This window comes from Phenylobacterium sp. (assembly GCF_030697305.1).
Taxonomy (GTDB): Bacteria; Pseudomonadota; Alphaproteobacteria; order Caulobacterales; family Caulobacteraceae; genus Phenylobacterium.
This window is the reverse complement of sequence record NZ_JAUYQL010000136.1, coordinates 1-23,549: the sequence shown is the minus strand read 5'-3', so window position 1 is coordinate 23,549 and position 23,549 is coordinate 1. Positions and strand designations below refer to the sequence as shown.

General features: G+C 69.2%; 25 protein-coding genes. 8 read left to right on the top strand and 17 right to left on the bottom strand.

Annotated elements, in window-relative coordinates; genetic code table 11:
• The first annotated feature begins 11 nt into the window (after nucleotides 1-11).
• Nucleotides 12-1,526 (top strand): pseudouridine synthase, encoded by a 1,515-nt coding sequence (locus Q8R27_RS14385; protein WP_305699671.1) that lies wholly within the window; start codon nucleotides 12-14, stop codon nucleotides 1,524-1,526.
• A 6-nt stretch (nucleotides 1,527-1,532) separates the two neighbouring features.
• Here Q8R27_RS14385 and Q8R27_RS14380 read toward each other — a convergent pair whose 3' ends face one another.
• Both Q8R27_RS14380 and Q8R27_RS14375 read right to left on the bottom strand, forming a co-directional pair.
• Nucleotides 1,533-2,210 carry a CDP-alcohol phosphatidyltransferase family protein gene (locus tag Q8R27_RS14380; protein ID WP_305699670.1) on the bottom strand — a complete coding sequence of 226 codons (678 nt, stop codon included), beginning with the start codon at nucleotides 2,208-2,210 and terminating at the stop codon, nucleotides 1,533-1,535.
• The gene (locus Q8R27_RS14375; RefSeq protein ID WP_305699669.1) at nucleotides 2,207-2,605 is read right to left on the bottom strand and encodes a hypothetical protein; all 399 of its coding nucleotides are present in this window, start codon (nucleotides 2,603-2,605) and stop codon (nucleotides 2,207-2,209) included. The genes Q8R27_RS14380 and Q8R27_RS14375 overlap by 4 nt, the downstream gene beginning before the upstream one ends.
• Nucleotides 2,606-2,682: 77 nt before the next feature.
• On the opposite strand from Q8R27_RS14375, the gene Q8R27_RS14370 reads away from it, so the two are divergent.
• The 3 genes from Q8R27_RS14370 to rsmD are packed head-to-tail and all read left to right on the top strand — an operon-like array spanning nucleotide 2,683 to nucleotide 4,899.
• Nucleotides 2,683-3,669: a phosphatidate cytidylyltransferase gene (locus Q8R27_RS14370; protein ID WP_305699668.1), complete on the top strand. Its 987-nt coding sequence runs from the start codon at nucleotides 2,683-2,685 to the stop codon at nucleotides 3,667-3,669.
• The gene (locus tag Q8R27_RS14365; protein ID WP_305699667.1) at nucleotides 3,669-4,307 is read left to right on the top strand and encodes a 1-acyl-sn-glycerol-3-phosphate acyltransferase; all 639 of its coding nucleotides are present in this window, start codon (nucleotides 3,669-3,671) and stop codon (nucleotides 4,305-4,307) included. The genes Q8R27_RS14370 and Q8R27_RS14365 overlap by 1 nt, the downstream gene beginning before the upstream one ends.
• 25 nt (nucleotides 4,308-4,332) lie before the next feature.
• Complete coding sequence (rsmD, locus tag Q8R27_RS14360; RefSeq protein ID WP_305699666.1) at nucleotides 4,333-4,899, top strand: 16S rRNA (guanine(966)-N(2))-methyltransferase RsmD; 567 nt, start codon at nucleotides 4,333-4,335, stop codon at nucleotides 4,897-4,899.
• On the opposite strand, the gene mutL is transcribed toward rsmD, so the two are convergent.
• The gene (gene mutL / locus Q8R27_RS14355; protein WP_305699665.1) at nucleotides 4,896-6,746 is read right to left on the bottom strand and encodes a DNA mismatch repair endonuclease MutL; all 1,851 of its coding nucleotides are present in this window, start codon (nucleotides 6,744-6,746) and stop codon (nucleotides 4,896-4,898) included. The genes rsmD and mutL overlap by 4 nt on opposite strands.
• 65 nt (nucleotides 6,747-6,811) lie before the next feature.
• On the opposite strand from mutL, the gene Q8R27_RS14350 reads away from it, so the two are divergent.
• Entirely contained in the window at nucleotides 6,812-7,795 is a 984-nt protein-coding gene (locus Q8R27_RS14350) for a TraB/GumN family protein (RefSeq protein ID WP_305699664.1), read from the top strand.
• A gap of 13 nt (nucleotides 7,796-7,808) precedes the next feature.
• On the opposite strand, the gene Q8R27_RS14345 is transcribed toward Q8R27_RS14350, so the two are convergent.
• The 10 genes from Q8R27_RS14345 to Q8R27_RS14300 form a co-directional block, all read right to left on the bottom strand.
• Nucleotides 7,809-8,363, bottom strand: a complete 555-nt coding sequence (locus Q8R27_RS14345) for a DUF3035 domain-containing protein (RefSeq protein WP_305699685.1) — start codon at nucleotides 8,361-8,363, stop codon at nucleotides 7,809-7,811.
• Nucleotides 8,364-8,438: 75 nt separating this feature from the next.
• Nucleotides 8,439-8,942, bottom strand: coding sequence for a signal peptidase II (gene lspA / locus Q8R27_RS14340; RefSeq protein WP_305699663.1), 504 nt, complete (start codon nucleotides 8,940-8,942; stop codon nucleotides 8,439-8,441).
• Complete coding sequence (gene ileS / locus Q8R27_RS14335; protein ID WP_305699662.1) at nucleotides 8,939-11,860, bottom strand: isoleucine--tRNA ligase; 2,922 nt, start codon at nucleotides 11,858-11,860, stop codon at nucleotides 8,939-8,941. The genes lspA and ileS overlap by 4 nt, the downstream gene beginning before the upstream one ends.
• Before the next feature lie 178 nt (nucleotides 11,861-12,038).
• A complete protein-coding gene (locus tag Q8R27_RS14330) occupies nucleotides 12,039-12,977 on the bottom strand; it encodes a bifunctional riboflavin kinase/FAD synthetase (RefSeq protein ID WP_305699661.1) in 939 nt (312 codons plus the stop codon).
• Nucleotides 12,974-13,435, bottom strand: a complete 462-nt coding sequence (locus Q8R27_RS14325) for a MaoC family dehydratase (RefSeq protein WP_305699660.1) — start codon at nucleotides 13,433-13,435, stop codon at nucleotides 12,974-12,976. Before Q8R27_RS14325 ends, Q8R27_RS14330 begins: the two co-directional genes overlap by 4 nt.
• Before the next feature lie 42 nt (nucleotides 13,436-13,477).
• Nucleotides 13,478-14,335, bottom strand: coding sequence for a TIGR01459 family HAD-type hydrolase (locus Q8R27_RS14320; RefSeq protein WP_305699659.1), 858 nt, complete (start codon nucleotides 14,333-14,335; stop codon nucleotides 13,478-13,480).
• Nucleotides 14,336-14,395: 60 nt separating this feature from the next.
• Nucleotides 14,396-15,658 (bottom strand): EAL domain-containing protein, encoded by a 1,263-nt coding sequence (locus tag Q8R27_RS14315; protein ID WP_305699658.1) that lies wholly within the window; start codon nucleotides 15,656-15,658, stop codon nucleotides 14,396-14,398.
• A gap of 103 nt (nucleotides 15,659-15,761) precedes the next feature.
• On the bottom strand, nucleotides 15,762-16,640 hold the full coding sequence (locus tag Q8R27_RS14310) for a 3-hydroxybutyryl-CoA dehydrogenase (RefSeq protein ID WP_305699657.1): 879 nt from the start codon (nucleotides 16,638-16,640) through the stop codon (nucleotides 15,762-15,764).
• Between the two features lie 215 nt (nucleotides 16,641-16,855).
• Complete coding sequence (locus tag Q8R27_RS14305) at nucleotides 16,856-17,800, bottom strand: electron transfer flavoprotein subunit alpha/FixB family protein (protein WP_305699656.1); 945 nt, start codon at nucleotides 17,798-17,800, stop codon at nucleotides 16,856-16,858.
• On the bottom strand, nucleotides 17,800-18,549 hold the full coding sequence (locus tag Q8R27_RS14300; RefSeq protein ID WP_305699655.1) for an electron transfer flavoprotein subunit beta/FixA family protein: 750 nt from the start codon (nucleotides 18,547-18,549) through the stop codon (nucleotides 17,800-17,802). Before Q8R27_RS14300 ends, Q8R27_RS14305 begins: the two co-directional genes overlap by 1 nt.
• A 183-nt stretch (nucleotides 18,550-18,732) precedes the next feature.
• Here Q8R27_RS14300 and Q8R27_RS14295 point away from each other — a divergent pair, with 183 nt between their 5' ends.
• A complete protein-coding gene (locus Q8R27_RS14295; RefSeq protein ID WP_305699654.1) occupies nucleotides 18,733-18,981 on the top strand; it encodes a hypothetical protein in 249 nt (82 codons plus the stop codon).
• Between the two features lie 5 nt (nucleotides 18,982-18,986).
• On the opposite strand, the gene Q8R27_RS14290 is transcribed toward Q8R27_RS14295, so the two are convergent.
• Together Q8R27_RS14290 and Q8R27_RS14285 are read right to left on the bottom strand one after the other, a co-directional pair.
• Nucleotides 18,987-19,565 carry a cob(I)yrinic acid a,c-diamide adenosyltransferase gene (locus tag Q8R27_RS14290; protein WP_305699653.1) on the bottom strand — a complete coding sequence of 193 codons (579 nt, stop codon included), beginning with the start codon at nucleotides 19,563-19,565 and terminating at the stop codon, nucleotides 18,987-18,989.
• A 4-nt stretch (nucleotides 19,566-19,569) separates the two neighbouring features.
• Nucleotides 19,570-19,770 carry a twin transmembrane helix small protein gene (locus tag Q8R27_RS14285; protein ID WP_305699652.1) on the bottom strand — a complete coding sequence of 67 codons (201 nt, stop codon included), beginning with the start codon at nucleotides 19,768-19,770 and terminating at the stop codon, nucleotides 19,570-19,572.
• Nucleotides 19,771-20,212: 442 nt separating this feature from the next.
• Here Q8R27_RS14285 and Q8R27_RS14280 point away from each other — a divergent pair, with 442 nt between their 5' ends.
• Together Q8R27_RS14280 and Q8R27_RS14275 are read left to right on the top strand one after the other, a co-directional pair.
• Nucleotides 20,213-20,863 carry a TetR/AcrR family transcriptional regulator gene (locus Q8R27_RS14280; protein ID WP_305699651.1) on the top strand — a complete coding sequence of 217 codons (651 nt, stop codon included), beginning with the start codon at nucleotides 20,213-20,215 and terminating at the stop codon, nucleotides 20,861-20,863.
• Between the two features lie 107 nt (nucleotides 20,864-20,970).
• Nucleotides 20,971-21,588, top strand: a complete 618-nt coding sequence (locus Q8R27_RS14275) for a TetR/AcrR family transcriptional regulator (RefSeq protein ID WP_305699650.1) — start codon at nucleotides 20,971-20,973, stop codon at nucleotides 21,586-21,588.
• Here the strand turns inward: Q8R27_RS14275 and Q8R27_RS14270 are convergent.
• Both Q8R27_RS14270 and Q8R27_RS14265 read right to left on the bottom strand, forming a co-directional pair.
• Nucleotides 21,585-22,382: an alpha/beta fold hydrolase gene (locus Q8R27_RS14270; protein ID WP_305699649.1), complete on the bottom strand. Its 798-nt coding sequence runs from the start codon at nucleotides 22,380-22,382 to the stop codon at nucleotides 21,585-21,587. The genes Q8R27_RS14275 and Q8R27_RS14270 overlap by 4 nt on opposite strands.
• A 35-nt stretch (nucleotides 22,383-22,417) precedes the next feature.
• Nucleotides 22,418-23,311 carry a D-alanyl-D-alanine carboxypeptidase family protein gene (locus Q8R27_RS14265; RefSeq protein ID WP_305699648.1) on the bottom strand — a complete coding sequence of 298 codons (894 nt, stop codon included), beginning with the start codon at nucleotides 23,309-23,311 and terminating at the stop codon, nucleotides 22,418-22,420.
• Between the last annotated feature and the right edge of the window lie 238 nt (nucleotides 23,312-23,549).

Sequence of the window (23,549 nt, the reverse complement as noted above, 5' to 3'; positions counted from 1 at the left end):
TTGCGAAGATCATGATCCACGATGAACACCCAACCGGCGACGCCTCCGCAGGTCAAGCCGACGACGCCGCACGGCCAGGCGAAAGGGTCGCCAAGGCGTTGGCCCGCGCCGGCGTCGCATCGCGCCGCGAGGTCGAGAGGCTGATCGAACTGGGTCGCGTCGCGCTGAACGGCCAGGTGCTGACGACACCCGCGGTCAAGGTCGAGCCCGGCGACATCCTCACCGTCGACGGCGAGGTGGTGAACGAGGCCGAGCCGGCGCGCCTGTTCCGCTACCACAAGCCCGCCGGCCTGGTGACCAGCCATTCCGACCCGCAAGGCCGCCCGACGGTGTTCGCCGCCCTGCCGCCCGGCCTGCCCAGGCTGATCTCCGTCGGCCGCCTCGACCTGAATTCGGAAGGGTTGCTGCTGCTCACCAACGACGGCGGTCTTGCCCGCGCGCTGGAGCTGCCGGCCAGCGGGGTGGTGCGCCGCTACCGCGCCCGCGCCCATGGACGGGTCACCCAAGACAAGCTGGACCGCCTGAAGGCCGGCGTCACCGTCGAGGGCGTCCAATACGGCCCGATCGACGCGCGGCTCGACAAGGCCAAGGAGGGGCCGCAGGGCGCCAACCTGTGGATCACCGTCACTCTGGCCGAAGGCAAGAACCGCGAAGTCCGCCGGGTGCTGGAATCCCTGGGCCTCAAGGTCAACCGGTTGATCCGCCTGTCCTACGGCCCCCTGGCCCTCGGGACGTTGGAGGTCGGAGCCATCGAGGAGGTCGGCCCTCGCGTGCTGCGCGAACAGTTCGTCGAGCACATCGCGCCGGAGGCCCTGCCCAAGGGCGAGCGACCGCAACTGCACGGCGCACGCACCGCCGAGGGTCAGATCTCGCGCGGCGACCGCCGGCGCGAGCCGGGCGTGCAGACCCGCTCGTCGATGCCGCTCGAACCCCGCGAGAAGCAGACCTACAAGCCCGGCTGGGCCAAGCCCAAGAAACCCAAGCCGACGCCGCTGAAGAAGCGCTCCGCCAGCGCGCGACCCAAGAAGCCCGCGCCCGAACGAACCGCGTGGGACAACGCCGCCCCGGCCCGCACAGCGCCCAGCCGCTCGACGACCACCAAGGCAGCGCCGGCTGGAGGGCGCTCCAGCGGCGATCGTCCTGACAAGGCTCCGTCCGCCAGACCCCACGCTGATCGGCCCCGTCCTGGGAAGCCGGGAGCGTCGCGAACCCTGGCGCCTCGCGCGGCTGCCGCCTCGAGCGCGCCGTCCACGGGACGTGCAGGCGAAGATCGTTCCGGCACGCCCGCGTCGAGGCCCCACGGCGAACGGGCCCGTACGGAATCGTCGCGCGGAGAGACGCATCACCCCGAGGGCCAGCGTCCGGGCAAGCCCGTCTCGAGGCGACCAGCGTCGGCCAAGCCCGGGTCGGATCAGCCGCGTTCCGAAAAGCCTCGCACCGACAGGCCTCCTACCGACAGGCCCCGCACCGGCAGGCCAAGCACCGGCAGGCCAAGCACCGACCGGCCACGTCCCGGCAAGCGCTGATCCGGCTCAGCCGGCGGCGCGTTCGGCGAGGCGTCGCGCCAGCGTGCGGGTGCGTCGCACCACCGTCCAGGCCGAGCCCGCGGCGATCACCACCAGGCCGATCAGCATGCACTGGCCGTGCAGGCCCCAGAACGGCTCGAACACCGAGATCACGCAGGTGATGGTGAGCGCCGCCATCCGATGCGGCTTGGCCATGGGACCGGAGAAGTCGGCGGGGAAGTCGAAGCCGCGACCGAGCTCGCGCACATAGGCGGTAAGGATCGCCAGGCAGGCGGCGAGCCAGCCCAGCCACGCGCCCATGTCCAGCTTCGAGCCGTAGGCGCAGTAGCCCGCGCCGACCAGCAGCAGGGCGTCAGCGATGCGGTCCGGCATCTCGTTCCAGATCGGTCCCGAGGGGCCGCCGCGCCCGTGCTCAACGGCCACCATACCGTCCAGCAGATTGCACAGCAGGCGAAGCTGGGTACAGGCGGCGGCCCCGATCAGCGCCAGCCCGCGGGCCAGCGGCGACTCGTTGATCCCGGCGAGCATCAGCAGCGCCGCGCCCAGCCCGGCGAAGGCCACGCTGGCGGCCGAGATCAGATCGGGGCTCGCCCCGCCCCGCGCCGCCGCCGCGGCCAGAGCTTGGGCCCAGCCTGCCGCCCGGCTCTTCAGCGGCCGTCGATCGCCGCTCGCGGCCTCGTTCATGATCCAGGGGTCCCGTTGCGCGCCCGCACCAGCGTCGCGGTGTAGAGGATCGCATACAGCGTCGACACCGACCAGGGAACGGCGATGGTGGCGGCGATCTGCGGCGTGCCGATCGCCCGATGCGCCGCATAAAGCAGCACTAGGATTAGGCTGGCGCTGAGCGCAGGCGGCGCCAGATAGGCGATGACGCCGGAAAGCCTGGCCGCCATCGCCTCCAGCGCGCGCTTGAGCAACAGGGTGATCACGCCGCTCATCGCGCCCTGGCCCAGCGCTGCGGTCCACGCCGCCTGGCCGTGACCGCGGTTGGCGAACAGCGCCCAGCCGCCCATCGCCAGGAAGGCGAAGGCCACATGGGTCGGGGTCGCGCGCGCCAGCTTGGCGAAGGACGGGGTCACGGGGAAGCGCCTCCTGGCGGTCCAGCCGCGAGCGAGCCTCGCTTGCGTGCGGGCTCACGGTCAAGGCATGGTCAGGCTTGAGCCGGGTCGGGGAAGCCATGGACGTCATTGCGCGGTTCTTCTCGGGCCAGCCGCCGGCCCTGCTGTGGGGCCTGGGCGGGGTGCTGGGCGCGCTCACCCTGGCGGTGGCGATCACCTGGGGCCTGTCGAAGGCCAAGCCCGCCAAGGACTACACCAACCTTCGCCAACGCATCGCCTCGTGGTGGGTGATGATCGCCCTGCTCAGCGCAGCGCTGCTGGCGGGCTGGGGTGCGGTGGTCGCGCTGTTCGTGGTGATCTCGTTCATCGCGCTGCGCGAATTCCTGTCGCTGGCGCCGATCCGCCGAGAAGACCGGCTGATCGTCTTCGTGGCCTATCTGACGATCCCGATCAGCTACGGCTTCATCGTCGCCGACACCTACGGCTTCTTCCTGGTGTTCACGCCGGTCTACGTCTTCATGTTCCTGCCGTTCCTGATGGCCTGCATCGGCCAGACGCGGGCCTATCTGACGACCATGGCGACGTTCCACTGGGCGATCGCCACCTGTGTCTATGCCCTGGGTTTCGCGGCTTTCCTGATGCGTACGCCGCTCAGTGACGGGGCCCCGGCAGGACCCGCCGGGCTGGTGTTCCTGCTGCTGGTCGCCACCGAGGCCAACGACGTCTTCCAGTACTGCTGGGGCAAGGCGTTGGGTAAGCGCAAGATCATGCCCACGGTCAGCCCCAACAAGACCTGGGAGGGCTTCCTGGGCGGCTGGGCGACCACCGCGGCGCTGCTGTGGTTCGCCGGCCCCGTGTTCACGCCCCTGTCGGGCGTCGGCCTGGCGATCCTGGCGATCAGCCTGCCGGTGGCGGGTTTCGCCGGCGACGTCACCATGAGCGCCATCAAGCGCGACCTGGGCGTCAAGGACACCAGCGGCCTGATCCCGGGCCACGGCGGCATCCTCGACCGGGTGGACAGCCTGCTGTTCACCGCGCCGCTGTACTTCCATATCCTCGCCTACTTCGCCCTGGACCATTTCTGATGCGCTGGCTGAGACGGATCGTGATCGTGCTGGTCGCCCGGCCGCTGGCCCGGGTCTTCACCGGGGCCGATATCGTCGGGCGCGAACGGCTGCCGCTCAAAGGTCCGGCGATTGTCGTCGCCAACCATGCCAGCCATGTCGACACCCTGCTGCTGCTCACCATCTACCCGTCCAAGGCGCTGGACCGGGTGCGACCCGCGGCGGCGGCGGACTATTTCCTCAAGGGCGGCCCGTTGGCCTGGTTCTCACGCAACATTCTCAATGTGGTTCCGGTGGCGCGCGACAAGGTGGCGTCTGGCGAGGACATCCTGGCCCCGGCGCGCGAGGCGCTGGCGGCGGGCGACATCCTGCTGATCTTCCCGGAAGGCACCCGCGGCGACGGCGAGGCGATGGCGCGCCTGAAGAACGGCGTGGCGCGTCTGGCGGCGGCGTTCCCGCAGGCGCCGATCGTGCCGATCTGGCTGCAAGGCGCGGGGCGGGTGCTGCCAAAGGGCGCGCATCTTCCAGTGCCGATGAACTGCACCGTCCTGGTCGGCGAGCCGCTGCATTGGGGCGGCGAACGCGCGGCGTTCATGGAGGATCTGCGTGTGCGGCTAGAGGCCCTGCATGCGCTCGCCCCGCCGCAGCGCTGGACGTAAGGCCGGCGTTCAAGCCAAACAGCCGATGCGCATCGTTTCCGGAGAGTTCAAGGGCCGCAGTCTGACGGCGCCGCCAGGCCTGGCGACCCGCCCGACGTCGGACCGGGCGCGTCAGGCGGTGTTCAACATTCTCGAGCACGCGCCGTGGTCGCCGGGGGTGCGCGACTTGCGGGTCATCGACCTGTTCGCAGGCTCCGGCGCGCTGGGCTTCGAGGCCCTGTCGCGCGGCGCGGCGTTCTGCCTGTTCGTCGAGACCGATGAAGCGGCGCGCGGCGCGATCCGCGAGACCGTCGACGCCTTCTCCCTGTTCGGCCGCACGCGGGTGCATCGCCGCGACGCCGCCGACCTTGGTCAGCGGCCCGGCGGTGACGGTCCGGCGTTCGAGCTGGCCTTCCTTGATCCGCCTTACGCCAAGGGGCTGGGCGAGCAGTCGCTGGCGCGGCTGGCGGCGGGAAGCTGGCTGGCGCCGGGGGCCGTCGTTGTGTTCGAGCGCGGCGTGGGTGAAGCGGCCTTCGCCGTCGACGGTTTCGAGCCGCTCGACGCCCGCGACTATGGCGCGGCGCGGGTGCACTTCCTCAGGTACGCGCCCTAGCGCCGACCAAACAGGCGTTCGATATCAGCGAGCTTGAGCTCCACGTAGGTCGGCCGCCCGTGGTTGCATTGGCCGGAGTGGGGGGTGACCTCCATCTGGCGCAGCAGGGCGTTCATCTCGGCCGCCGTCAGCCTGCGCCCGGCGCGCACCGAGCCATGGCACGCCATCGTCGAGCAGACGTCCTCAAGCCGCTCCTTGAGCGCCAGGGCCTGGCCGTTCTCCGCCAGGTCGTCGGCGATGTCGCGCACCAGTCCGGCCGCGTCGGTCTCGCCCAGCAGCGCCGGCGTCTCACGCACCAGCACGGCGCCCGGGCCAAAGCTCTCGATCACCAGGCCCAACGCCGCCAGCTCCTCGGCGCGTGCGGTCAAGCGTTCGGCCTCGGCGGGGTCGAGCTCGACGACCTCGGGCAGCAGCAGCACTTGGCGAGCCACGCCGCCGGACTGCGCCATCTCGGCCTTCATCCGCTCATAGACCAGGCGCTCATGGGCGGCGTGCTGGTCGACGATCACCACCCCGTCGCGGGTCTGGGCGACGATGTAGGTCTCGTGCACCTGCGCGCGCGCGGCGCCGAGCGGGAAGTCGACCGGATCGTAGACCACGGCCGGCGCGCCGGGCTCGTTGAGGCCGGGATGCTCGAGACTGGACGCGATGAAGTCCGGCTGCGGTTCAGCGCGCGCCGAGACCTCGTCCAGGCCGGGGAGGGCGGCCGCCAGCGCCTGGCCCCAGCCGCCCATCCGCCAGGCGGAGAAACCCTGCGCTGGGGCGGGCGGGCGATATTCGGGCCGGAAGCCGCCGAGCGCGGCCTGCGCCGTCGTGGTCGAAGCGCGATGGCCGACTGAGGCGAGCGCGTGGCGCAGGCCGCCGATGATCAGCCCGCGCACGAGACCCGGATCACGAAACCGAACCTCGGTCTTGGCCGGGTGGACATTGACGTCCACCAGCATCGGATCGAGTTCCAGATAGAGCGCGGCCAGGGGATGGCGGTCGCGGGCTAGGAAGTCGGCGTAGGCGGCGCGCAGGGCGCCTTGCAGCAATCGGTCGCGAACCGGCCTGCCGTTGACGAACAGATGCTGGTGGGCGGCGTTGCCGCGGTTGTAGGTGGGCAGGCCGGCGAACCCGGTGAGCCGCACGCCCTCGCGCTCGTGGTCCAGGGCGATGGCGTTGTCGGAGAACTCCCGACCCATCACCGCCGACAGCCGCGCCAGGCGTCCAGCATCGCCCGCGGCTTCGGCCGGCAGGCGCAGTGCGCGGCGGCCATCGATGTCGAGGGTGAAGGCCGCGGTCGGCCGCGCCATCGCCTGGCGTTTCAGCTCCTCGGTGATCGCGGTCGATTCGGCGCGCTCGGACTTCATGAACTTCAGTCGTGCGGGCGTGGCGTAGAAAAGGTCGCGGACCTCGACCCGGGCGCCGTGCGGACCGGGGAAGGCGGCGGGGGCCACGGCCTGGGCTTCTCCGGCGTCGACGTGGATGGCGTGCGCCTCGGCCCGGCCGCGGGCGCGGCTGGCGATCGACAGCCTGGCCACCGAACCGATCGAGGGCAGGGCCTCGCCGCGGAAGCCGAGCGTGGAGATGCGCAGCAGGTCGATGTCGCCCGCGTCGTCTGGGGTGAGCTTCGACGTCGCGTGACGTTCGATCGCCAGCGGCAGTTCCTCTGGCCCGATGCCGGAGCCGTCGTCGCCGACGAGGATGCGCGCCAGGCCGCCGGCGTCGATCTGCACCTCGATCTGGGTCGCGCCGGCGTCGAGCGCGTTCTCCACCAGCTCCTTGACCACGCTTGCCGGGCGTTCGACCACCTCGCCGGCGGCGATGCGGTTGACGGCGTGCGGCGGAAGGCGGCGGATGGTCATGGTCTGGCCTGGAGGAGAGCCCCATCATTAGCCGATTCCATGGCCGTGGGGGCAGGGTTGGACATATGACGCGCAAGCCTGCGCCGCACCCTCTGTCGCTGATCGCCGCAGCCCTGGCGTTGAGCCTTGGCCTGGGCGCGGCCGCGCAGGTTCCGCTCACCCCGGCGCAAGGCGTAGCGTCCGACCCGGACGCGGTGCTGGTTGAGGAGTTGGTGGTGACCGGCCGGCTGCCGGGGCCTGCGTGGTGGCGCGTCTCGGACGCCGACACCACGGTCTATGTGCTGGGCGTGCCGTCGCTGGCGCCCCGGCAGATGCAGTGGGACCGCGGCGTGTTCGATCGCCGGCTCCAGGGCGCAAACACGGTGATCCTGCCATTCCGTCCGTTGCGGGTGAAGCTGATCGGTGCGCCGCTGGCGTTGGTCAGCTATGCGCGGCTGAAGTCCCGCACCCCATTCGAGGACACGCTGGATGCGTCGACCCGTGCGCGTTTCGTCGCGGTGCGGGGGAGGTTGGGTCAGCCGGCCGATCGCTATGGCACCCGCAATGCGCTCGCCGCCGGCCTGCGGCTGATCGGCGACTACCGCGAACAGGCCAGGCTCACCGACACCGACCCGACCAAGCTGATCCGACTGCTGGCCCAACAGGCCAAGGTTCCGGTCGAGCAGAAGACCTACGACCTGGGCCCGCTGCTGAGCGCAGTGGCGCGTACGCCGGCGGCTGCGGGCCGGGTGTGTTTCGACCAGGCGCTGGCGGAGGCCGAATCCGGGCCGGCTGGCGTGCGCGAGGCGGCCCGCGCCTGGGCCGTCGGCGACGTGCGCGGCGCGCTGGACGCCGAGCGCAGCTACGAGCAGTGCCTGGCCGGCGCGCCCGGAGCCGCGGCCTTCGACGCGCGCACCAAGGCTGATCAGGCCGCCGCCATCGCGCGCGCGCTGCGCACACCCGGGCACGCGATCGCGGTGGTGCAACTGCGCCCGCTGCTCAGCCAGGGCGGCGTGCTCGACCGCCTGCGCAGCCAGGGTTTCGAGATCAGGACGCCGGGCGAGCTGTAGGCCGTGTCGGCGCCTAGAGGCCCGGCAGCTTCAGGCGGGGGCCCTGTTCGCGCTGGATGACCACGGGCTTGCCGCCGGTGATCTTCTTGATGCGCTCTTCCTCGGCCGCGGCGTCCACGGGAGAAGCCGCGTCGTCGCCGACGCCGGCCGGCGTCGGCGCGCTCTTGTCCGAACGCCAGAACATCACCTTGTCGGCGAAGCTCTTGTCCTTGTGCGCCAGGTCGCCGAACTCGTCGTCGACCACGTAGCGGATCAACGGGTCGGCCTTTTCGGCGCCAGCCTTGGCGACCAGCATCTTCTCGCCGTCGGAGCGGGACTCGGCTTCGCGCGCGCCCAACAGGGCGGTGCGCGCGGCGCTTTCGGGGCGCAGTTCCTGCGGGCGCGGCTCGCCGGGGGCCGGCGGGCGCAGCGAATAGTCGGGCGGCACGACGAGGGGGGCCTTGGTCACCACCCGGAACTCGTCGGGCGTGACCTTGGTCATGCCCAGCGCACGCTTGGTGGTTCCGCAGCCCGCGAGCCCGGTCGCCGCGACCAGGGCGAGCGCGACGCACAGTCGGTTGACGCTCATGTACTTGAAGCTCCGCATGGCCCCCTGGCCGTTAATCACGAGCAAATAGCGCAATCGCCCGCCGCACGCCACGCCTTAGGGCGCGGTGCGCTCTTTGCGCACGCTGTCGAGCAGCAGCAGAGCCACGCCGACAGTGATCGCCGCGTCGGCGACATTGAACACCCAGGGGAAATACAGGCGGCTCACATCGATGAAATCGACCACCGCGCCAAAGCGGACGCGGTCGACGGCGTTGCCGATCGCCCCGCCGATGATCAGCCCAAGGCCCGCGCCGACGATCGAGCGTTCGGACCGTCTGGCCCACACCACCAGCACGACCGCGACGATCAGCGAGAACGCCGCAAGCGCCCAGCGCATCAGCTCGCGATCGGCGTGGAACAGGCCGAAGCTGACGCCCCGGTTCCAGACCAGCGTCAGATGCAGGGGTCCCGCGACCTGCACCGCGCCCAGCGCGCCGAGGTTCAAGCCGTTCAAGACCCAGTGCTTCACCGCCTGGTCCAGCGCCAGGACGGCGGTCGCCAGAATATAGGCCTGCCAGCCGTAACGGCTCACCGGCGCATTCAAGCCAGGTTCGCTCAAGCTACAGCCCCGCCGGCGTGGCGCGCGTCCCATTCCGCCACCGCAGCGGCGTCGCGAGGCGTCAGCTCCGGATAGCGCGGGTCGGCTCCGACCTCGGTCGAGATCTTCCACGACCGAGCGCACTTGGCGCCTTCGGCGCGTCGCACGGCCACCGCGACGCCGGGCGCGTCGGCGAGGCGGAAGGCTTCCGACGGTCCATCCTGCCCGACGGTCAGGCTGGCGGCGCTGGTGATCATCACGTCCTCCAGCGGCAGGGCCTCGCCGAACGGCCAGGCGAAGGCCGCATCGGTGACGAAGACGTCGACCGCGGCGTCCAGACTGGAGCCGATCAGCTTCTCGCGCCGGGCGACCTCAAGGGCGCCGGTGACCACGCGGCGTACGGCGAGGGCGGCGTCCCAGCGGGCGGCTTCGGCCTCGTCGCGCCAGGCGGACGGCGTCTCGGGAAACACCCGCAGGCAATTGGAGTCCGCGTCGGGGAAGCGCGTCGTCCACGCCTCCTCCATGGTGAAGGGGATCAGCGGGGCCAGCCAGATGGTCAGGCGTTCGAACACCAGGTCCATCACCGTGCGGGCGGCGCGCCTGCGCAGCGAGCTGGGCTGGTCGCAGTAGAGGGCGTCGCGGCGGATGTCGAAAAACAGCGCCGACAGCTCGTTCTGGCAGAACTCGGTGATCGGCCGGATGGCGTCCTGGAACAGGTAGGTCTCGTAGGCTGCGCGCACCTGGCCGTCGAGCGCGTGCAGGCGGTGCAGCACGAAGCGTTCCAGCGGCGGCATGTCGCCGAGCTCAACCCGCTCGGCGTCGGAGAAGCCGTCCAGCGCGCCCAGCAGGTAGCGCACGGTGTTGCGCAGCTTGCGGTAGGCGTCGGTGGTGGTTTGCAGGATCGCCTTGCCGATCCGCGAGTCCTCCGAATAGTCGATCATGCTGGCCCACAGGCGCAGGATCTCGGCGCCAGAGTCCTTGATCACCGACTGCGGGTCGGTGGTGTTGCCGCTGGACTTGGACATCTTCTCCCCCTTCTCGTCGAGGGTGAAGCCGTGGGTTAGAACTGCGTCATAGGGCGCGCGGCCGCGGGTCGCCGAGCTTTCCAGCAGCGAGGACTGGAACCAGCCGCGATGCTGGTCCGAGCCTTCCAGGTACAGGTCGGCCGGCCACTTGGACTCGGCGCGGCCCTCCAGCACGAAGGAATGCGTGGAGCCGGAGTCGAACCAGACGTCGAGGATGTCCTCGACCTTCTCGTAGCGGGCCGGATCGTGCGCGCCGAGGAAGTCGGCGGAGGGCCGCACGAACCAGGCGTCGGCACCTTCGGCTGCGATGATCTCGACGATGCGGGCGTTCACGCTCGCGTCGTGCAGCGGGTGGCCGGTCTCCTTGTCGACGAACATCGCCAGCGGCGAGCCCCAGGCGCGCTGGCGGCTGATCAGCCAGTCCGGGCGGCTCTCGACCATGGTGCGGATGCGGTTCTGGCCGCCGGTGGGGTGGAAGGCGGTGGCCTCCACGGCTTCCAGTGCGGTCTCGCGCAGCGTGCGCCCGTCGGCCAGCGGCTCGTCCAGGCGGATGAACCACTGCGGCGTGTTGCGGAAGATCACCGGCGCCTTGGAACGCCATGAGTGCGGGTAGGAGTGTTCCAGCCGGCCGCGCGCAAGCAGGCCGCCGGCCTCGATCAGCTTGGTCATCACCGCGTCGTTGGCGGGGCCGAACTTGCCGACCTTCTTGCCCTCGGTCTCCAGCACCTTCAGGCCCGCAAACAGCGGCACGTGCGGGAAGTAGGCGCCGTCCGCGTCGACGGTCTCCGGGATTTCGCGATGGCCGTGGGCGAGCCAGACCATGTAGTCGTCGGCCCCATGGCCGGGCGCGGTGTGGACGAAGCCGGTGCCGGTCTCCTCGGTCACATGGTCGCCGGCCAGCAGCGGCACCTGGAAGGCGTAGTGGGTGTCGAGCGCCGCCAACGGGTGCTCGCAGACCATGCCTTGGCAATCGACGGCCTCGACCTTGCGCCAGCGGGCGATCTTGGCGGCCTTGAACACGCCCTCGGCCAGGCTCTCGGCGACGATCAGGCGGTCGCCGGGCTTGGCCCAGGGTTCGAACGCAAGATCGGTCTCCATGGCTTCGACCTGGAACACCGCGTAGTCGACGGCCTCGTTGTAGGCGATGGCGCGGTTGGCGGGGATGGTCCACGGCGTCGTGGTCCAGATCACCACGCTGGCGCCGACGGCCGCGTCCGATCCCTGCAGCACCGGGAACTTGACCCAGATCGTCGGCGAGACATGGTCGTGGTACTCGACCTCGGCGTCGGCCAGCGCGGTGCGTTCCACCGGGCTCCACATCACCGGCTTCGATCCGCGATAGAGCTGGCCGGTGGTGATGAACTTGTGGAACTCCGCGACGATCGCCGCCTCGCTCGCATAGTCCATGGTCGCATAGCGATGGGACCAGTCGCCCAGCACGCCCAGGCGGCGGAACTCCGCGCCCTGCTGGTCGATCCAGTGGGCGGCGTAGGCGCGGCACTCGGCGCGGAATTCCGCGACCGGCACGTCGTCCTTGCGCTGGCCCTTGGCCCTGTACTGCTCCTCGATCTTCCATTCGATCGGCAGGCCGTGGCAGTCCCAGCCGGGCACGTAGTCCACGTCGGCACCCAAGGCGAAGCGCGAGCGGACGATGAAATCCTTGAGGATCTTGTTCAGTGCATGGCCGATGTGGATCGCCCCGTTGGCGTAGGGCGGGCCGTCGTGCAGCACATACAGCGGCGCGCCGGCCGCCTGACGGGCCTTGCGCAGCGCCTGATAAAGCGCGGTCTCACCCCATCGGGCGAGGATCTCCGGCTCCTTCTGCGGCAGGCCTGCGCGCATGGGGAAGGGGGTGTCGGGGAGGAAGACAGTTTCGCGATAGTCGCGCGAGGGCTTTTCGGCGTCGTCGGCCATGGGACTTTCCAGCTGACTCGAATGGGCGGTGTTGGGGCGGGATATACCCGGCGCGCGCTGGATCGAAGCGTCCGGCGGCGTCACGCCGGGCGGGTAATTCGCAGAGCCGTTCGAGCCGAAGTCATGCAGCGGTCGTAGCAGAGCCCGGCCGCGCATTCAAACGCGGGGGTGCGTCGGCCTAACCGACCCCTAGGATTTCGCGCGCGCGGGCGGCGTCGGCCATCACGTGGCGGTTCATGATCTCGACGTCGGCGAACTTCTCCTCCGGGCGCAGGAACGCGATCAGCTGGGTCTCGAGGATCTGGCCGTAGAGGTCCTCGTCAAAGTCGAACAGCCAGGTCTCCAGCACCGGCGCAACTTCGCCGACAGTGGGGTTGACGCCGAGATTGGCGACGCCGGCCTGCCAGCGCCCGTCGGGCAGGCGCGTGCGCGTGGCGTAGACGCCGAAACGCGGGCGCACATAGTCGTCCAGCGCCACGTTGGCGGTCGGGTAGCCGAACTTGCGGCCCAACTGGCGGCCGCGCTGCACCTCGCCCTGGATGGCGAACGGGCGCCCCAATATGTCGGCGGCGATGTCGGTGCGACCCTCGCGCAGCGCCGCGCGCACGGCGGTGGACGAGTATTTTTCGCCGTCGTCGCCGACCGCTTCAGCGGCGGAAACCGAGAAGCCCAGCTCTGCGCCGTATTCGGCCATCAGCTCGGGGCTGCCGGTGCGGCCCTTGCCGAAGGTGATGTCGAAGCCGACCGCCACGTGGCGCACGCCGAGTCCCTCGGACAGCACCTTGGTGGCGAACTCCCGGTCGGTCATGTCGCCGATCTGCGCGTCGAACGGCAACAGGTAGAGGCGTTCGACGCCCATCTCGGCCAGCACGCGGGCCTGCTGCTCGGCCTTCATCAACCGGAAGCTGGGAGCATCTGGCTGGTAGATGCGGCGCGGATGCGGATCGAAGCTGATCACGCCCAGCGGCGCGCCGAGCGTCTCGGCCGCTCGCTTGGCGTCGTTGATCACCTGCTGGTGGCCGCGGTGCACGCCGTCGAAGTTGCCGAACGCCACCGCCGCGCCGCGGTCCGCGGCAGGCAGGTCGCGCCAGCGTCGGATCACCCGCACGCCGTTCATGGCGCCTTACGACGCGGGACCATCAGCACAGCTTCGCCGTCCAGCGCGGTCTTGCCGTCGACCAGGCAGACGGTGGAGAGCGTGGCGTGCCCGCGGTGGTCGTTGAGCTCGGTGACCGTGACCCGCGCCGTCACCGTGTCGCCGATCTTCACCGGTCGGCGAAAACGCAGGTTCTGCGACAGGTAGATCGACCCAGGCCCGGGCAGCTTCACGCCCAGCACCGCCGAGATGAACGCCGCGGAGAGGATGCCATGGGCGATGCGTCCGCCGAACGCAGTGGTGCGCGCATAGGCTTCGTCCAGGTGCACCGGATTGACGTCGCCCGACACCGCGGCGAAGGCGGTGATGTCGCCCAAGGTGACCACCCGGGTGATGTCGGCGGTCTGGCCGAGACTCAGATCCTCGTAGAACAGTCCCTGCACGCGCGCCTCGCCCAGCCCCTCAGATGATCTAGCCATATCGAACGGGCGTGCGCCTGCGAAGCCCGTCAATGACGCCGCTCACCAGACCAGCCGCGGCATGGCGTAGGCGGCGTGGACGCCCTCCTTGCCCAGCAGCGCATCGACCCCGGCCGCATTCAGGCCCTCGCCGCTCAGCGTCTCCGCGCCATGGATGCCGGCGGCGACGAACATCACGTCCAGGCCCTGGGCGTTGGCGCCGCGCAAATCGGTGGGAACGCCGTCGCCGATGCACAGCACACGCTCGCGCTGCAGCGGGCCGCTCAAGCCTAGGGCGGCTTGCGCCAGCGCAAGGTCGTAGATCGGAGGGTGCGGCTTGCCGGCCATCTGCACAGCGCCGCCCAGGGCTTCGTAGAGCTGGGCCAGCGCGCCGCCGCAGTAGATCATCTTCGGCCCGCGCTGCACGACGAGGTCGGGATTGGCGCAGATCATCGTCAGGCCGCGGTCGGCGGCTGCTTCAAGACGCACGCGATAATCCTCCGGCGTCTCGACCTCGTCGTCGTAGGGGCCGGTGCAGGCGATGAAGGCGGCGGCCTCGGGCGTGGCGAACTCCAGGCCCAGGCCTTCGTAGAGGATCGCGTCGCGGTCGGGGCCGATCGCCCAGGCGGGGCCGGGCGCGCGCTCGGCGAGCAGCACACGGGTTGCGTCGCCTGAGGTGACCAGGGCGGCGAAGGTGTCACGGGGGACCTTCAGCCCGTCCAGTTGCGGCAGCACGTCGGCCCCGGGCCTAGGCGAATTGGAGATCAGCACGACGGGGCCAACTTCGGCGTTCCATCGCGTCAGCGCCGCGCAGGCCAGCGGATAGCTCACGCGGCCGTCGTGGATCACGCCCCAGATGTCGCACAGGAGGACGTCGTAGCGGTCGGCGAGCCGGGACAGTCCGGCGACAGGCTGGGTCATGCGCCGGGCGGTAGCCGCAGCCCTGCTGAACGTCAATGCAGACGCTAGGGCGTGAACGCTTCAGAGGCGGCCGGAAGCCCGGCGGCGCAGACTGTCGCGCAGGAAGGCGGCTGGCGGGTCGGTCTCGGCCAGCACCGCGTCGCGGATCGGCCGGGGCTCGCCGAACAGGTGGCCCTGGCCGTAGGCGACATCCAGCTCCAGCACGTCGACGACCTGACGTTCGGCTTCAACCTTCTCCGCGATCACCTCCACGCCGTAGCGGCGGGTCAGCGAGGCGAAGTCCTCCGCCGCCAGGTCCGGCAGGGAACGCAGCACCATGCGCCCGTCGATCTCGATCAGTTCGTCCAGCATCAGTTGGGCGTTGATCTTGATGAACTTCACGTCCGAGCGCGACAGATCCTGCAGGTCGAGGTCGAGGTCGACCACCTTGTCCAGCGAGAAGCGGAAGCCCAGTTCGGCCAGCTTGCCCATGTTGCGCGCCTCGACCGCGCCGCGGGCGTCGAACGCGCCCTGGCCGAGTTCGAAGATCAGCGCGCCGGCCAGGTCGCGGTTGGCTGACAGCATCTCGAGAAACTGCGGGAAGAAGCTCTCGTCGGCGAGGCTGGCGGTGGAGATGTTGCAGAAGATGCCAATGCGCCGATCCTGCTTGGCCAGCCGGCGCACGATCTGCACGCAGCGGAACAGCAGCAGGTTGTCGATCGAGGCCACGAGGCCCTCGGGCTCGGCGACCGCCAGGTACTCGGCCGGCATCAACACGCGGCCGGTCTCGTCGCGCAACCGCGAGAAGCTCTCGTAGAACACCGTGCGCCGCTGAGGCAGGTTGACCACCGGCTGCAGGTAGAGGTCGACGCGGTTCTCGGTCAGCGCCGCGCGAACGGTCTCCAGCAGCGCGCCCGACTGATGATGGTGATTAGGGCCGCGGCCCTGGGCGATCGGCCCGGAGGTCAGCCGTTCCTCCAGTCGCTCGCCGATCCGCTGGACCAGGTCCTCCAGCATATGGACTTCATCCTCCAGCGCTTCGGATCGGCGCTGGGCGTCGCCGGTGACGCTCTCGACGACCTCGGTGACCCGCGCGTCGATGCGCTCGATCTGCGCCATCATCAGGTTTTGGGCTTCACGCATGGCGGCGAAATCGCGGCGTTCGCTGCCGCTCTGCAAGGCGCGTTCGACCATGCCGTGGATGGCGAAGCAGAGCCCCAGGCCCGCCACCAGTCCGGCCACGCCGGCGCCCCATCCGCCGCCGTTCCGCCACAGGGACAGCGCCACGATCAGCGAGAGGCACAGGTAGGCGCCGCAAAGCAGCGCGAGCGTCAGGCGTCGCATGGTCCCATCGGTCCGAATCAGGGACGAGTATCAGTCGCAGCCCGCCCTGAAGTCGAATGGATTAACCGCCGCAACCGCAGGCAGGCTAAAACGCCGCGCCCCGCTAGCGCGTGGGGACGGGGACTTCCCCGCGATAGTCGTAGAACCCGCGATCGACCTTCTTGCCCAGCCAGCCGGCCTCCACGTACTTGGTCAGCAGCGGACAGGGACGGTATTTGGAGTCCGCGAGACCTTCGTACAGCACATTCATGATCGACAGGACGGTGTCGAGGCCGATGAAGTCGCCCAGCTCCAGCGGTCCCATCGGGTGGTTGGCGCCGAGCTTTAGGGCGGTGTCGATCGCGTCGACCGTGCCGACGCCTTCGTACAGGGTGTAGATCGCCTCGTTGATCATCGGCACCAGGATGCGGTTGACGATGAAGGCCGGGAAATCCTCGGCGTTGGCGGTGGTCTTGCCCAGCGAGCGGGCGAAGGTCACGGCGGTTTCGTAGGTGCCGGCGTCGGTGGCGATGCCGCGGATGATCTCCACCAGCTTCATGCGCGGCACCGGGTTCATGAAGTGCAGGCCGATGAAGCGTTCCGGTCGGTCGGTCACCGAGGCCAGGCGAGTGATCGAGATCGACGAGGTGTTTGAGGCGAGCAGGGTACGGTCCGACAGGTGCGGGCCCAACGCGCGGAAGATGTTCTTCTTGACCTCTTCGTTCTCCGTGGCCGCCTCTATGGCGAGATCGGCGGCGCCGACCGCCTGCAGTTCGTCCGCCGCGCGGATCCGGCCGACCGCGGCTTCCATGGCGCTGGCCTCGATCGTCCCGCGGCTGACCAACCGGGCCATGTTGGCTTGGATGTTGTCGATGCCCGCCTCGATCTTTTCGCGGCTCACGTCGTGCAGCAGCACCTCATAGCCGCCAAGGGCGCAGACCTGGGCGATGCCGCCGCCCATTTGCCCCGCGCCGATGACGCCGACCGACTTGATGTCAACCATGTGCCGTAAGCCTCGCGTGATCCGCCGCCGACAGGTCCGCCGTACGCCGTGGCGCGGTTTCTAGCATGCTCAAGTCACGCCTCGCCAAGGCTTTTGCTGCGCCGCAGCGTAAGGCGGGGCGGTTATTTGCCAGGCGCCGCGCCCGGCGCACGAAAAAGGGGCGACCCAGGCAGGGCCGCCCCTTATCCGTTTCGGCGACGCCGAGCGTGTGCGGACTATTTTCCGATCTTCGCCAGCGCGTCCATCAGTTCGGGGATGGCGGTCTTGTAGTCGGCGACCAAGCCATAGTCGGCGACCTGGAAGATCGGCGCATCGCCGTCCTTGTTGATCGCCACGATGACCTTGGAGTCCTTCATGCCGGCCAGGTGCTGGATGGCGCCAGAGATGCCGATCGCCACGTACAGTTCCGGCGCCACGACCTTGCCGGTCTGGCCGACCTGGGAGTCACCCGGTGCGTAGCCGGCGTCGACGGCAGCGCGGCTGGCGCCGATGGCGGCCCCGAGTTTGTCGGCCAAGGGCTCGATCACCCGCTGGAACTCTTCGGCAGAGCCCATGGCGCGACCGCCCGAGACCACGATCTTGGCCCCCGACAGTTCTGGCCGCTCAGACTTCACTAGCTCCTGGCTGACGAACTCGGTCTTGGCCGCGCCCGGGCCGGCGTCGATGCTTTCCACCGTCGCCGAGCCGCCTTCGCCCGCTGGCTGGAACACTGTCGGGCGCACCGTCAGGACCTGCTTGGCGTCCGCCGACTGCACCGTCTCCAGCGCATTGCCGGCGTAGATCGGGCGCACGAACGTCTTGGCGTCCACGACTTCGATCACGTCGCTGATCTGCGACACGTCCAGCTTCGCCGCGATCCGCGGCGACAGGTTCTTGCCCTGCGAGGTGGCCGGCGTCAGCACCGCGTCGTAGTTGGCCATCAGCGGGGTCACCAAGGCCTCGAAGGCCTCGGCGATGCCCTGGCCCAGCGCGTCGCTCTCGGCCAGCAGCACCTTGCGAACGCCGCTGATCTTCGCCGCTTGATCGGCCGCGCCCTTGGCGCCCTGACCGGCCACCAGGATGTCGACGTCGGGGGAGATCTTCAGCGCCGCGGTCACCGTCTTGTGCGTCGTCTCGCGCACCAGAGCGTTGTCGTGATCGGCGATAACCAGAACAGCCATTAGAGAACCCCCGCTTCAGTCTTCAGCTTGTCCACCAGATCCGCCGCGGTCTCGACCTTGATTCCGCCCTTGCGGCCCGCAGGCTCGCTCACCTTCAGCACCTTGAGCCGGGGCGTGGTGTCGACGCCGTAGGAGGCGAGCTCGCGCACGTCCAACGTCTTCTTCTTGGCCTTCATGATGTTCGGCAGGCTCGCGTAGCGCGGTTCGTTCAGCCGCAGGTCGGCGGTCACCACCGCCGGCAGAGTCACTTCCAGCGTCTGCAGGCCGCCGTCGACCTCACGGGTCACCTTGGCCTTGCCGCCTTCGATCTCCAGCTTGAAAGCGAAGGTCGCCTGCGGCCAGCCCAGCAGGGTCGACAGCATCTGTCCGGTGGCGTTGTTGTCGCCGTCGATCGCCTGCTTGCCCATCAGCACTAGCTCCGGGCCCTCCTCGGCGATCACCGCCTGCAGCACCTTGGCCACCGCCAGCGGCTCCAGGTCCTGATCGGTCTGCACCAGCAGCGCGCGATCCGCGCCCATCGCCAGCGCCGTGCGCAGGGTTTCCTGGGCTTGAACCGGTCCGATCGACACCACCACGACCTCGGTGGCCGTTCCCTTTTCCTTCTGGCGGATCGCCTCTTCCACGGCGATCTCGCAGAACGGGTTCATCGACATCTTCACGTTCGCGAGGTCGACACCGCTCTGGTCGGCCTTCACCCGCGCCTTGACGTTATAGTCAATCACCCGTTTGACCGGGACCAGCAGCTTCATGACTTTTCAAGCGCCTCTAAAAATGATTGGGGAGAAAAATGAATCGCAGCGGGCATAGCGATTCCGGCGTGCATTGCAAGCCTCCGTCGACCGCTTCCCGCGCCGTATTTCCGACTGAGCGACCTGCTATCCGCCTGCGTTAGACGAGTACCGGAACACCATATGAATCGAACAATCAACCGATTGAAAATTGTCTTTCTGGTGGTCTTCATCGTCGCCAGCGCCTTGAGCGTCGCCTACCACGTCGGATGGGTGTTGCCGCGCCAGGCGTGCGAGTCCAAGGGCGACTGGTGGGACTCCGATGGCCGCGTGTGCGCTCACCCGGTGCTGATCTCCGACATCACAGGCCGCGTCGCCGGCGATCCGCCGAAGCCTGCCCCTGCTGCCGCGACCAAGCCCGAAACCGCCAAGGCGGCGGCGACCAAGCCGTAAGTCGCTCAGCGCGTCGCGCCGGAGCGCCAGAGAACTTCCGAGGTTCCGCGGCCGTTGGCGTGGCGCGAGGCCACGAACAGGAAGTCCGACAGCCGGTTCAGGTAGCGGATGGCGTCGTCGCTGACCGGCTCGGCGGCGTCCTCTCGCAGGCGCACGGCTGCGCGTTCGGCGCGCCGGCACACCGTCCGCGCCAGGTGCAGCGCGCTCGCCGCCGGCGTCCCGCCCGGCAGGATGAACGAAGTCAGCGCGGGCAGGGCGTCGTTCAGGCGGTCGATCTCTTGTTCCAGCCTAGCGATCTGGCTGGGGACAATGCGCAGGGCCGACCCTTCGGTCTCGCCGGGCTTGGCCGGCGTGGCGAGGTCGGCGCCCAGGTCGAACAGCTCGTTCTGGATGCGGCTCAGCATGGCGTCGAGCTCGGCGTCGTCTCCGGTGTGGAGCCTGACCAGACCTACGCAGGCGTTGGTTTCGTCGACGGCGCCGTAGGCCTCGACCCGTAAACCCGCCTTGCTCACGGGCTGGCCGCTGGCCAGGCGCGTCGTCCCGTTATCGCCGGTGCGGGTATAGATGCGATTCAGCGTGACCATCGGATCAGGATCGCGAGCGCCACCAGACGGCGGCCATCAGCACGACGATGGCGATCGCCTGCATCACCACCCGCAGGCGCATCAGCTTGTTGGAGTAGGATCGTCCGAAGTCGCCGCCGCGATAGAGCGCATAGATCCCGACGCCGAGGACGACGGTCACCGCTGTCAGGGCCGCCGGTATGAGAAAGTCGAAGGCGTCGCGCATAGGCTCAATCTAGGATCAACGCCTCATCGGCGCCACCGATTCAACATCCTGGGGGACTAGTTCTCCGCAAGCGATCACGATCAGCAGAACGGCGCTCGCGAGTCGCAATACGGCCACACTTCAAAGGTTTGCACCCTCTCTCGCATCACATTGCAGCGTCTGCGTCGGATAAACGCCGACCTTCCGCTGACATGCCATCCCAGCCCGACGGCGCACATGCCGTCCGTCGAACATGATCATCGAACAGCTTTACCGCGACGATCTGTCGAATAAGGAATTGAACCGAGATGCGTCCGACCACGTCGCCTTCGCTACGGGCGCTTATCGCCTCGCGCCGGCCACTGTTTGTTTTTTCAATGGATCGCGATGTTCGAGGACGCTCTTCTCACGGTTGCGAGAATCTCGTCGAATACGTTCAGCAAATTCAGCCTGGAGCCCAGCGATGAACACCGTCACGGACAAGGTGAGCTGCGACCAAGCCACAGCGAGGCCGCTCACGCGGCGAGCGATGGCCAAACAGCAGACCCGGTCCAAGGTCATGATCGCAGCGCGCGGCCTGTTCCGCGAGAAGGGCTACGAAGGCGCCACCATCCGCGACATCGCCAACGCCGCCGGCATGTCCACGGGCGCGGTGTTCGCCAACTTCGCCGACAAGTCCGACCTTTTCCAGGCGATCACCGTCGAGGACGTGATGGAACTGACCGTCGCAATGCGCGGGGCGGCCGAGCGAGGGCGCGGGATCGAGGACGCCCTGCTGAAGATGTTCGCCGCCGGCTACGCCTACTACAAGCCGCAGATGCCGTTGGCTCGCGCGGCGTTTGCGGTGTCGTGGTCGGCGCAGGACGGCTTGGCGCTGCGCGACCTGCCCTGCATGAACAACATCCTGGAGCTGATCGGCGAGCAGATGTCGCTCGCGGTTGGTCGCGGAGAACTGTCGCAGGAAGCCGAGGTTCGGCTGCGCAGTCAGATGTTATACGACGCCTACTTGGCCAACTTCGGCCAGGCGGTCTTCAACGGCTGGAGTCTCGACGCCCTCAGCGCGCGGATGCGCGACCAGATCCGCATCCTTCTGTCCGGCGCCCGCCGCGGCTGAGCCGCTTATACCTCGGCGCGCGGCGTACTGTCGCAACAACCTAAAGTTGCCTGTGCAGGTGCAGCATTTGGCTTAACGACGTTCTCCCAATCCAGGTAGGAGGCGGCGTGAGCACTAGAGGCCTGCAGAAGGAAGCGACGCGTCAGCGAGTGGTGGCGGCGGCGCGAGATCTGTTCGACTCGCATGGCTACGAGGCGACCACCGTGCGTGAGATCGCGCGGCGCGCCGGCGTGTCCGTCGGCTCGGTGTTCACCACCTTCCGTTCGAAGGGCGACGTGCTCAGTCAGGTGATGGAGGAGCGGCTGGGCGCCCTCTACTCCGAACTGGACCGCATGACGCCCAAGCTCCGCGGCTCCACCTGCGACCGTCTGCGCTCGATATTCGCCATCCACTGCGGCTTCGAGGCGTCGCGCCACCGGCTCTTCCTCGCCCATATTGCTGCGGCGTACGATTGGACGGCGAGCGGCGACGCGCGACCCTACGGCCGCACCCCGAGGCTTCGTGAGATCATCGGCGACTGCCTCGCCGACGGCGTCGCGCGTGGCGACGTCGATCCGCGCGCCGACATGGCTCAGATCGTCGACCTGCTGATGGCGGCCTATGCGTGGACTTACCGCTTGGTCGCCTGGGAGGGCGCCGACGCCGAGACGCTGAGCGGCGTCATGGACCGTCAGATCGGGCTGATCGCCCAGGGCTTCGAGCCGCGGGCGCTTCAGAGCGCCTAGCGCCAGGCGTCGGGCTCCGGCTCGTCCAACAGTCCGTCCTGGAAGTCGAATACGGCCCCTTTTGTGAGCGCATGCGGGATAGCGGAGAAATGGTCGCATCCCGGCACAACCACCGCGCGTGCGTCAAACAGCGCGGAAGCGAGGGCTTGGGGATCACCTGCGAGTTCGTCGCGCGCGCCGGCGACCACCAGTGCTGAAGACCTGACGCCAGCGAGATCCGCAGCCTCGAACGGCGCCGCGCGGGCCGCCAGGAACGCCGCGAGCGCCTTCAGGTCCTCACCCTGCTCGTCGGCGAAATGACGGAAGCTGCGGGCCATGGGGTCTTCGATCGTCTCGGGGTCCTCGGCGAGCATGGCGGCGGGCAAGGCCTCGGCCAGAGGCGAGGGGCTTTCAGGCTCCAGCAGCCGCCCGCCAATTCCGCCGCAGATCAGCTTGCCCAGCCGGTCCGGCGCCTCCAGCGCGACGTTCAGCGCCACGTGAGCGCCCATCGAATAGCCGAGCAAGGTGCAGCCCTGGACGCCCAGATGATCGATCAAGCCGATCACGTCGGCGGCCAGCCGCGCACGGCCATAGGCCTGGGCGTCATGGGGTTTGCCGCTCTCGCCATGACCGCGCATGTCGAGGGCGATCACGCGCGAGCCGCGCCGTTCGAAAGCGCTGTACCAGCCCGTCCTTCGCCAGCCTTCGTAGCGGTTCGACGCGAAGCCGTGGACCAGCAAGACCGTGTCGCGATGGTCGAGCGGGGTGATGTCATCGTAGGCGAGCTCGACGCCGTCGGATTTGAAGCTGGGCATGAGCGCAGGCTAGAGCGCGCAGCGCGCGGCGCCAATCATGGCGCTTCGCCGGCCCACTCCCAATGCCACGGTTCGAACGGGTAGTTCACGAATCCGAAGCGCTCGGCGTTGGCGACCAGCCAGCGGTAGGTCGGGGTCTGCGACTGACGCAGTCGGTTGGGTTCAGCGGTGGAGTCGGGGCCAAAGCCGGGAGCCTGGCCGACGTACAGGTCGAAGGCCAGCCCCGTGCGGTGCGGCGAGCAGGTCGCGCGCGCCACACCATCGCAGTTGCCGTCGCGCACGCAGCGCGCGGCGTCATAGTCCGGGCTGCGATAGGCCGAGAAGATCGTCAGGTTGCGGGGATCGGCGGCGATCGTCGGCTCCTCGGCGCGGGCCGCGGCGACCATCCGTCGATAGGCGGCGAGAGCGCGCGGGCGCGCTAGAAGGCGCTTGCCGCCGTAGCTTTCGCGGGGCGAGGCCTGCGCCAGGGTCGTCTCCGGCGGCGGCGCTGGGCAGATGCGGCTGGCGCTGAGGCGCACGAACGGCCGCTGCATCTGCCATGAGACCTTCATGCGGTCGAAGGTCGCCGCCGTCATCTCGCCGCTGGGGCTGACGCCGTGCCGCGCCTGCCAGGTGGCCAGCGCACGGGCGAACGCGGTGCTGTGGGGCGGGCAGGCCTGGCCCAGCTCGCGCGCGACCCTGGGCGCATAGGCTTCCCACCCGGTTTCCGGCCGTCCGAACGGCGACCAGTTCAGTGTGCGCAGCGACCGCAGATTGGCGAGGGCGGCCTGTGCGAGACCTGGCGCATTGCAGCCTGCCGGCGTCGGCGGCGCGGACGGCGGCGAATCGACAGACGGGAAACTTGAGGCCGCTGGGCCTGGCGTGGGCTCCGAAGCCGGCGACGGTGCGCGCGGCCCGCACGCGGCCGCCAGCAGCGCGAGCGTGACCATGAGCGCCGAAAGCCGGAACCTTGGCTGCAATGAAGGCTTGTGTTGCACGCGTGGCATTGTGCGCTGCGCGCCCCGGAGGTCCATGATGGATTGGCGATTGGCTCTGCTTTCCGGCGTCGCCGGGCTGTCGCTGGCCGCAACGGCCTGTTCCGAGCCACCGCCGGGCGGCGCCCCGGCGCAGCCCGCGGCGCCTGCCGCAACGCCGGCGGCGGTCGCAGCGCCCGCCGCGCCCGCACCG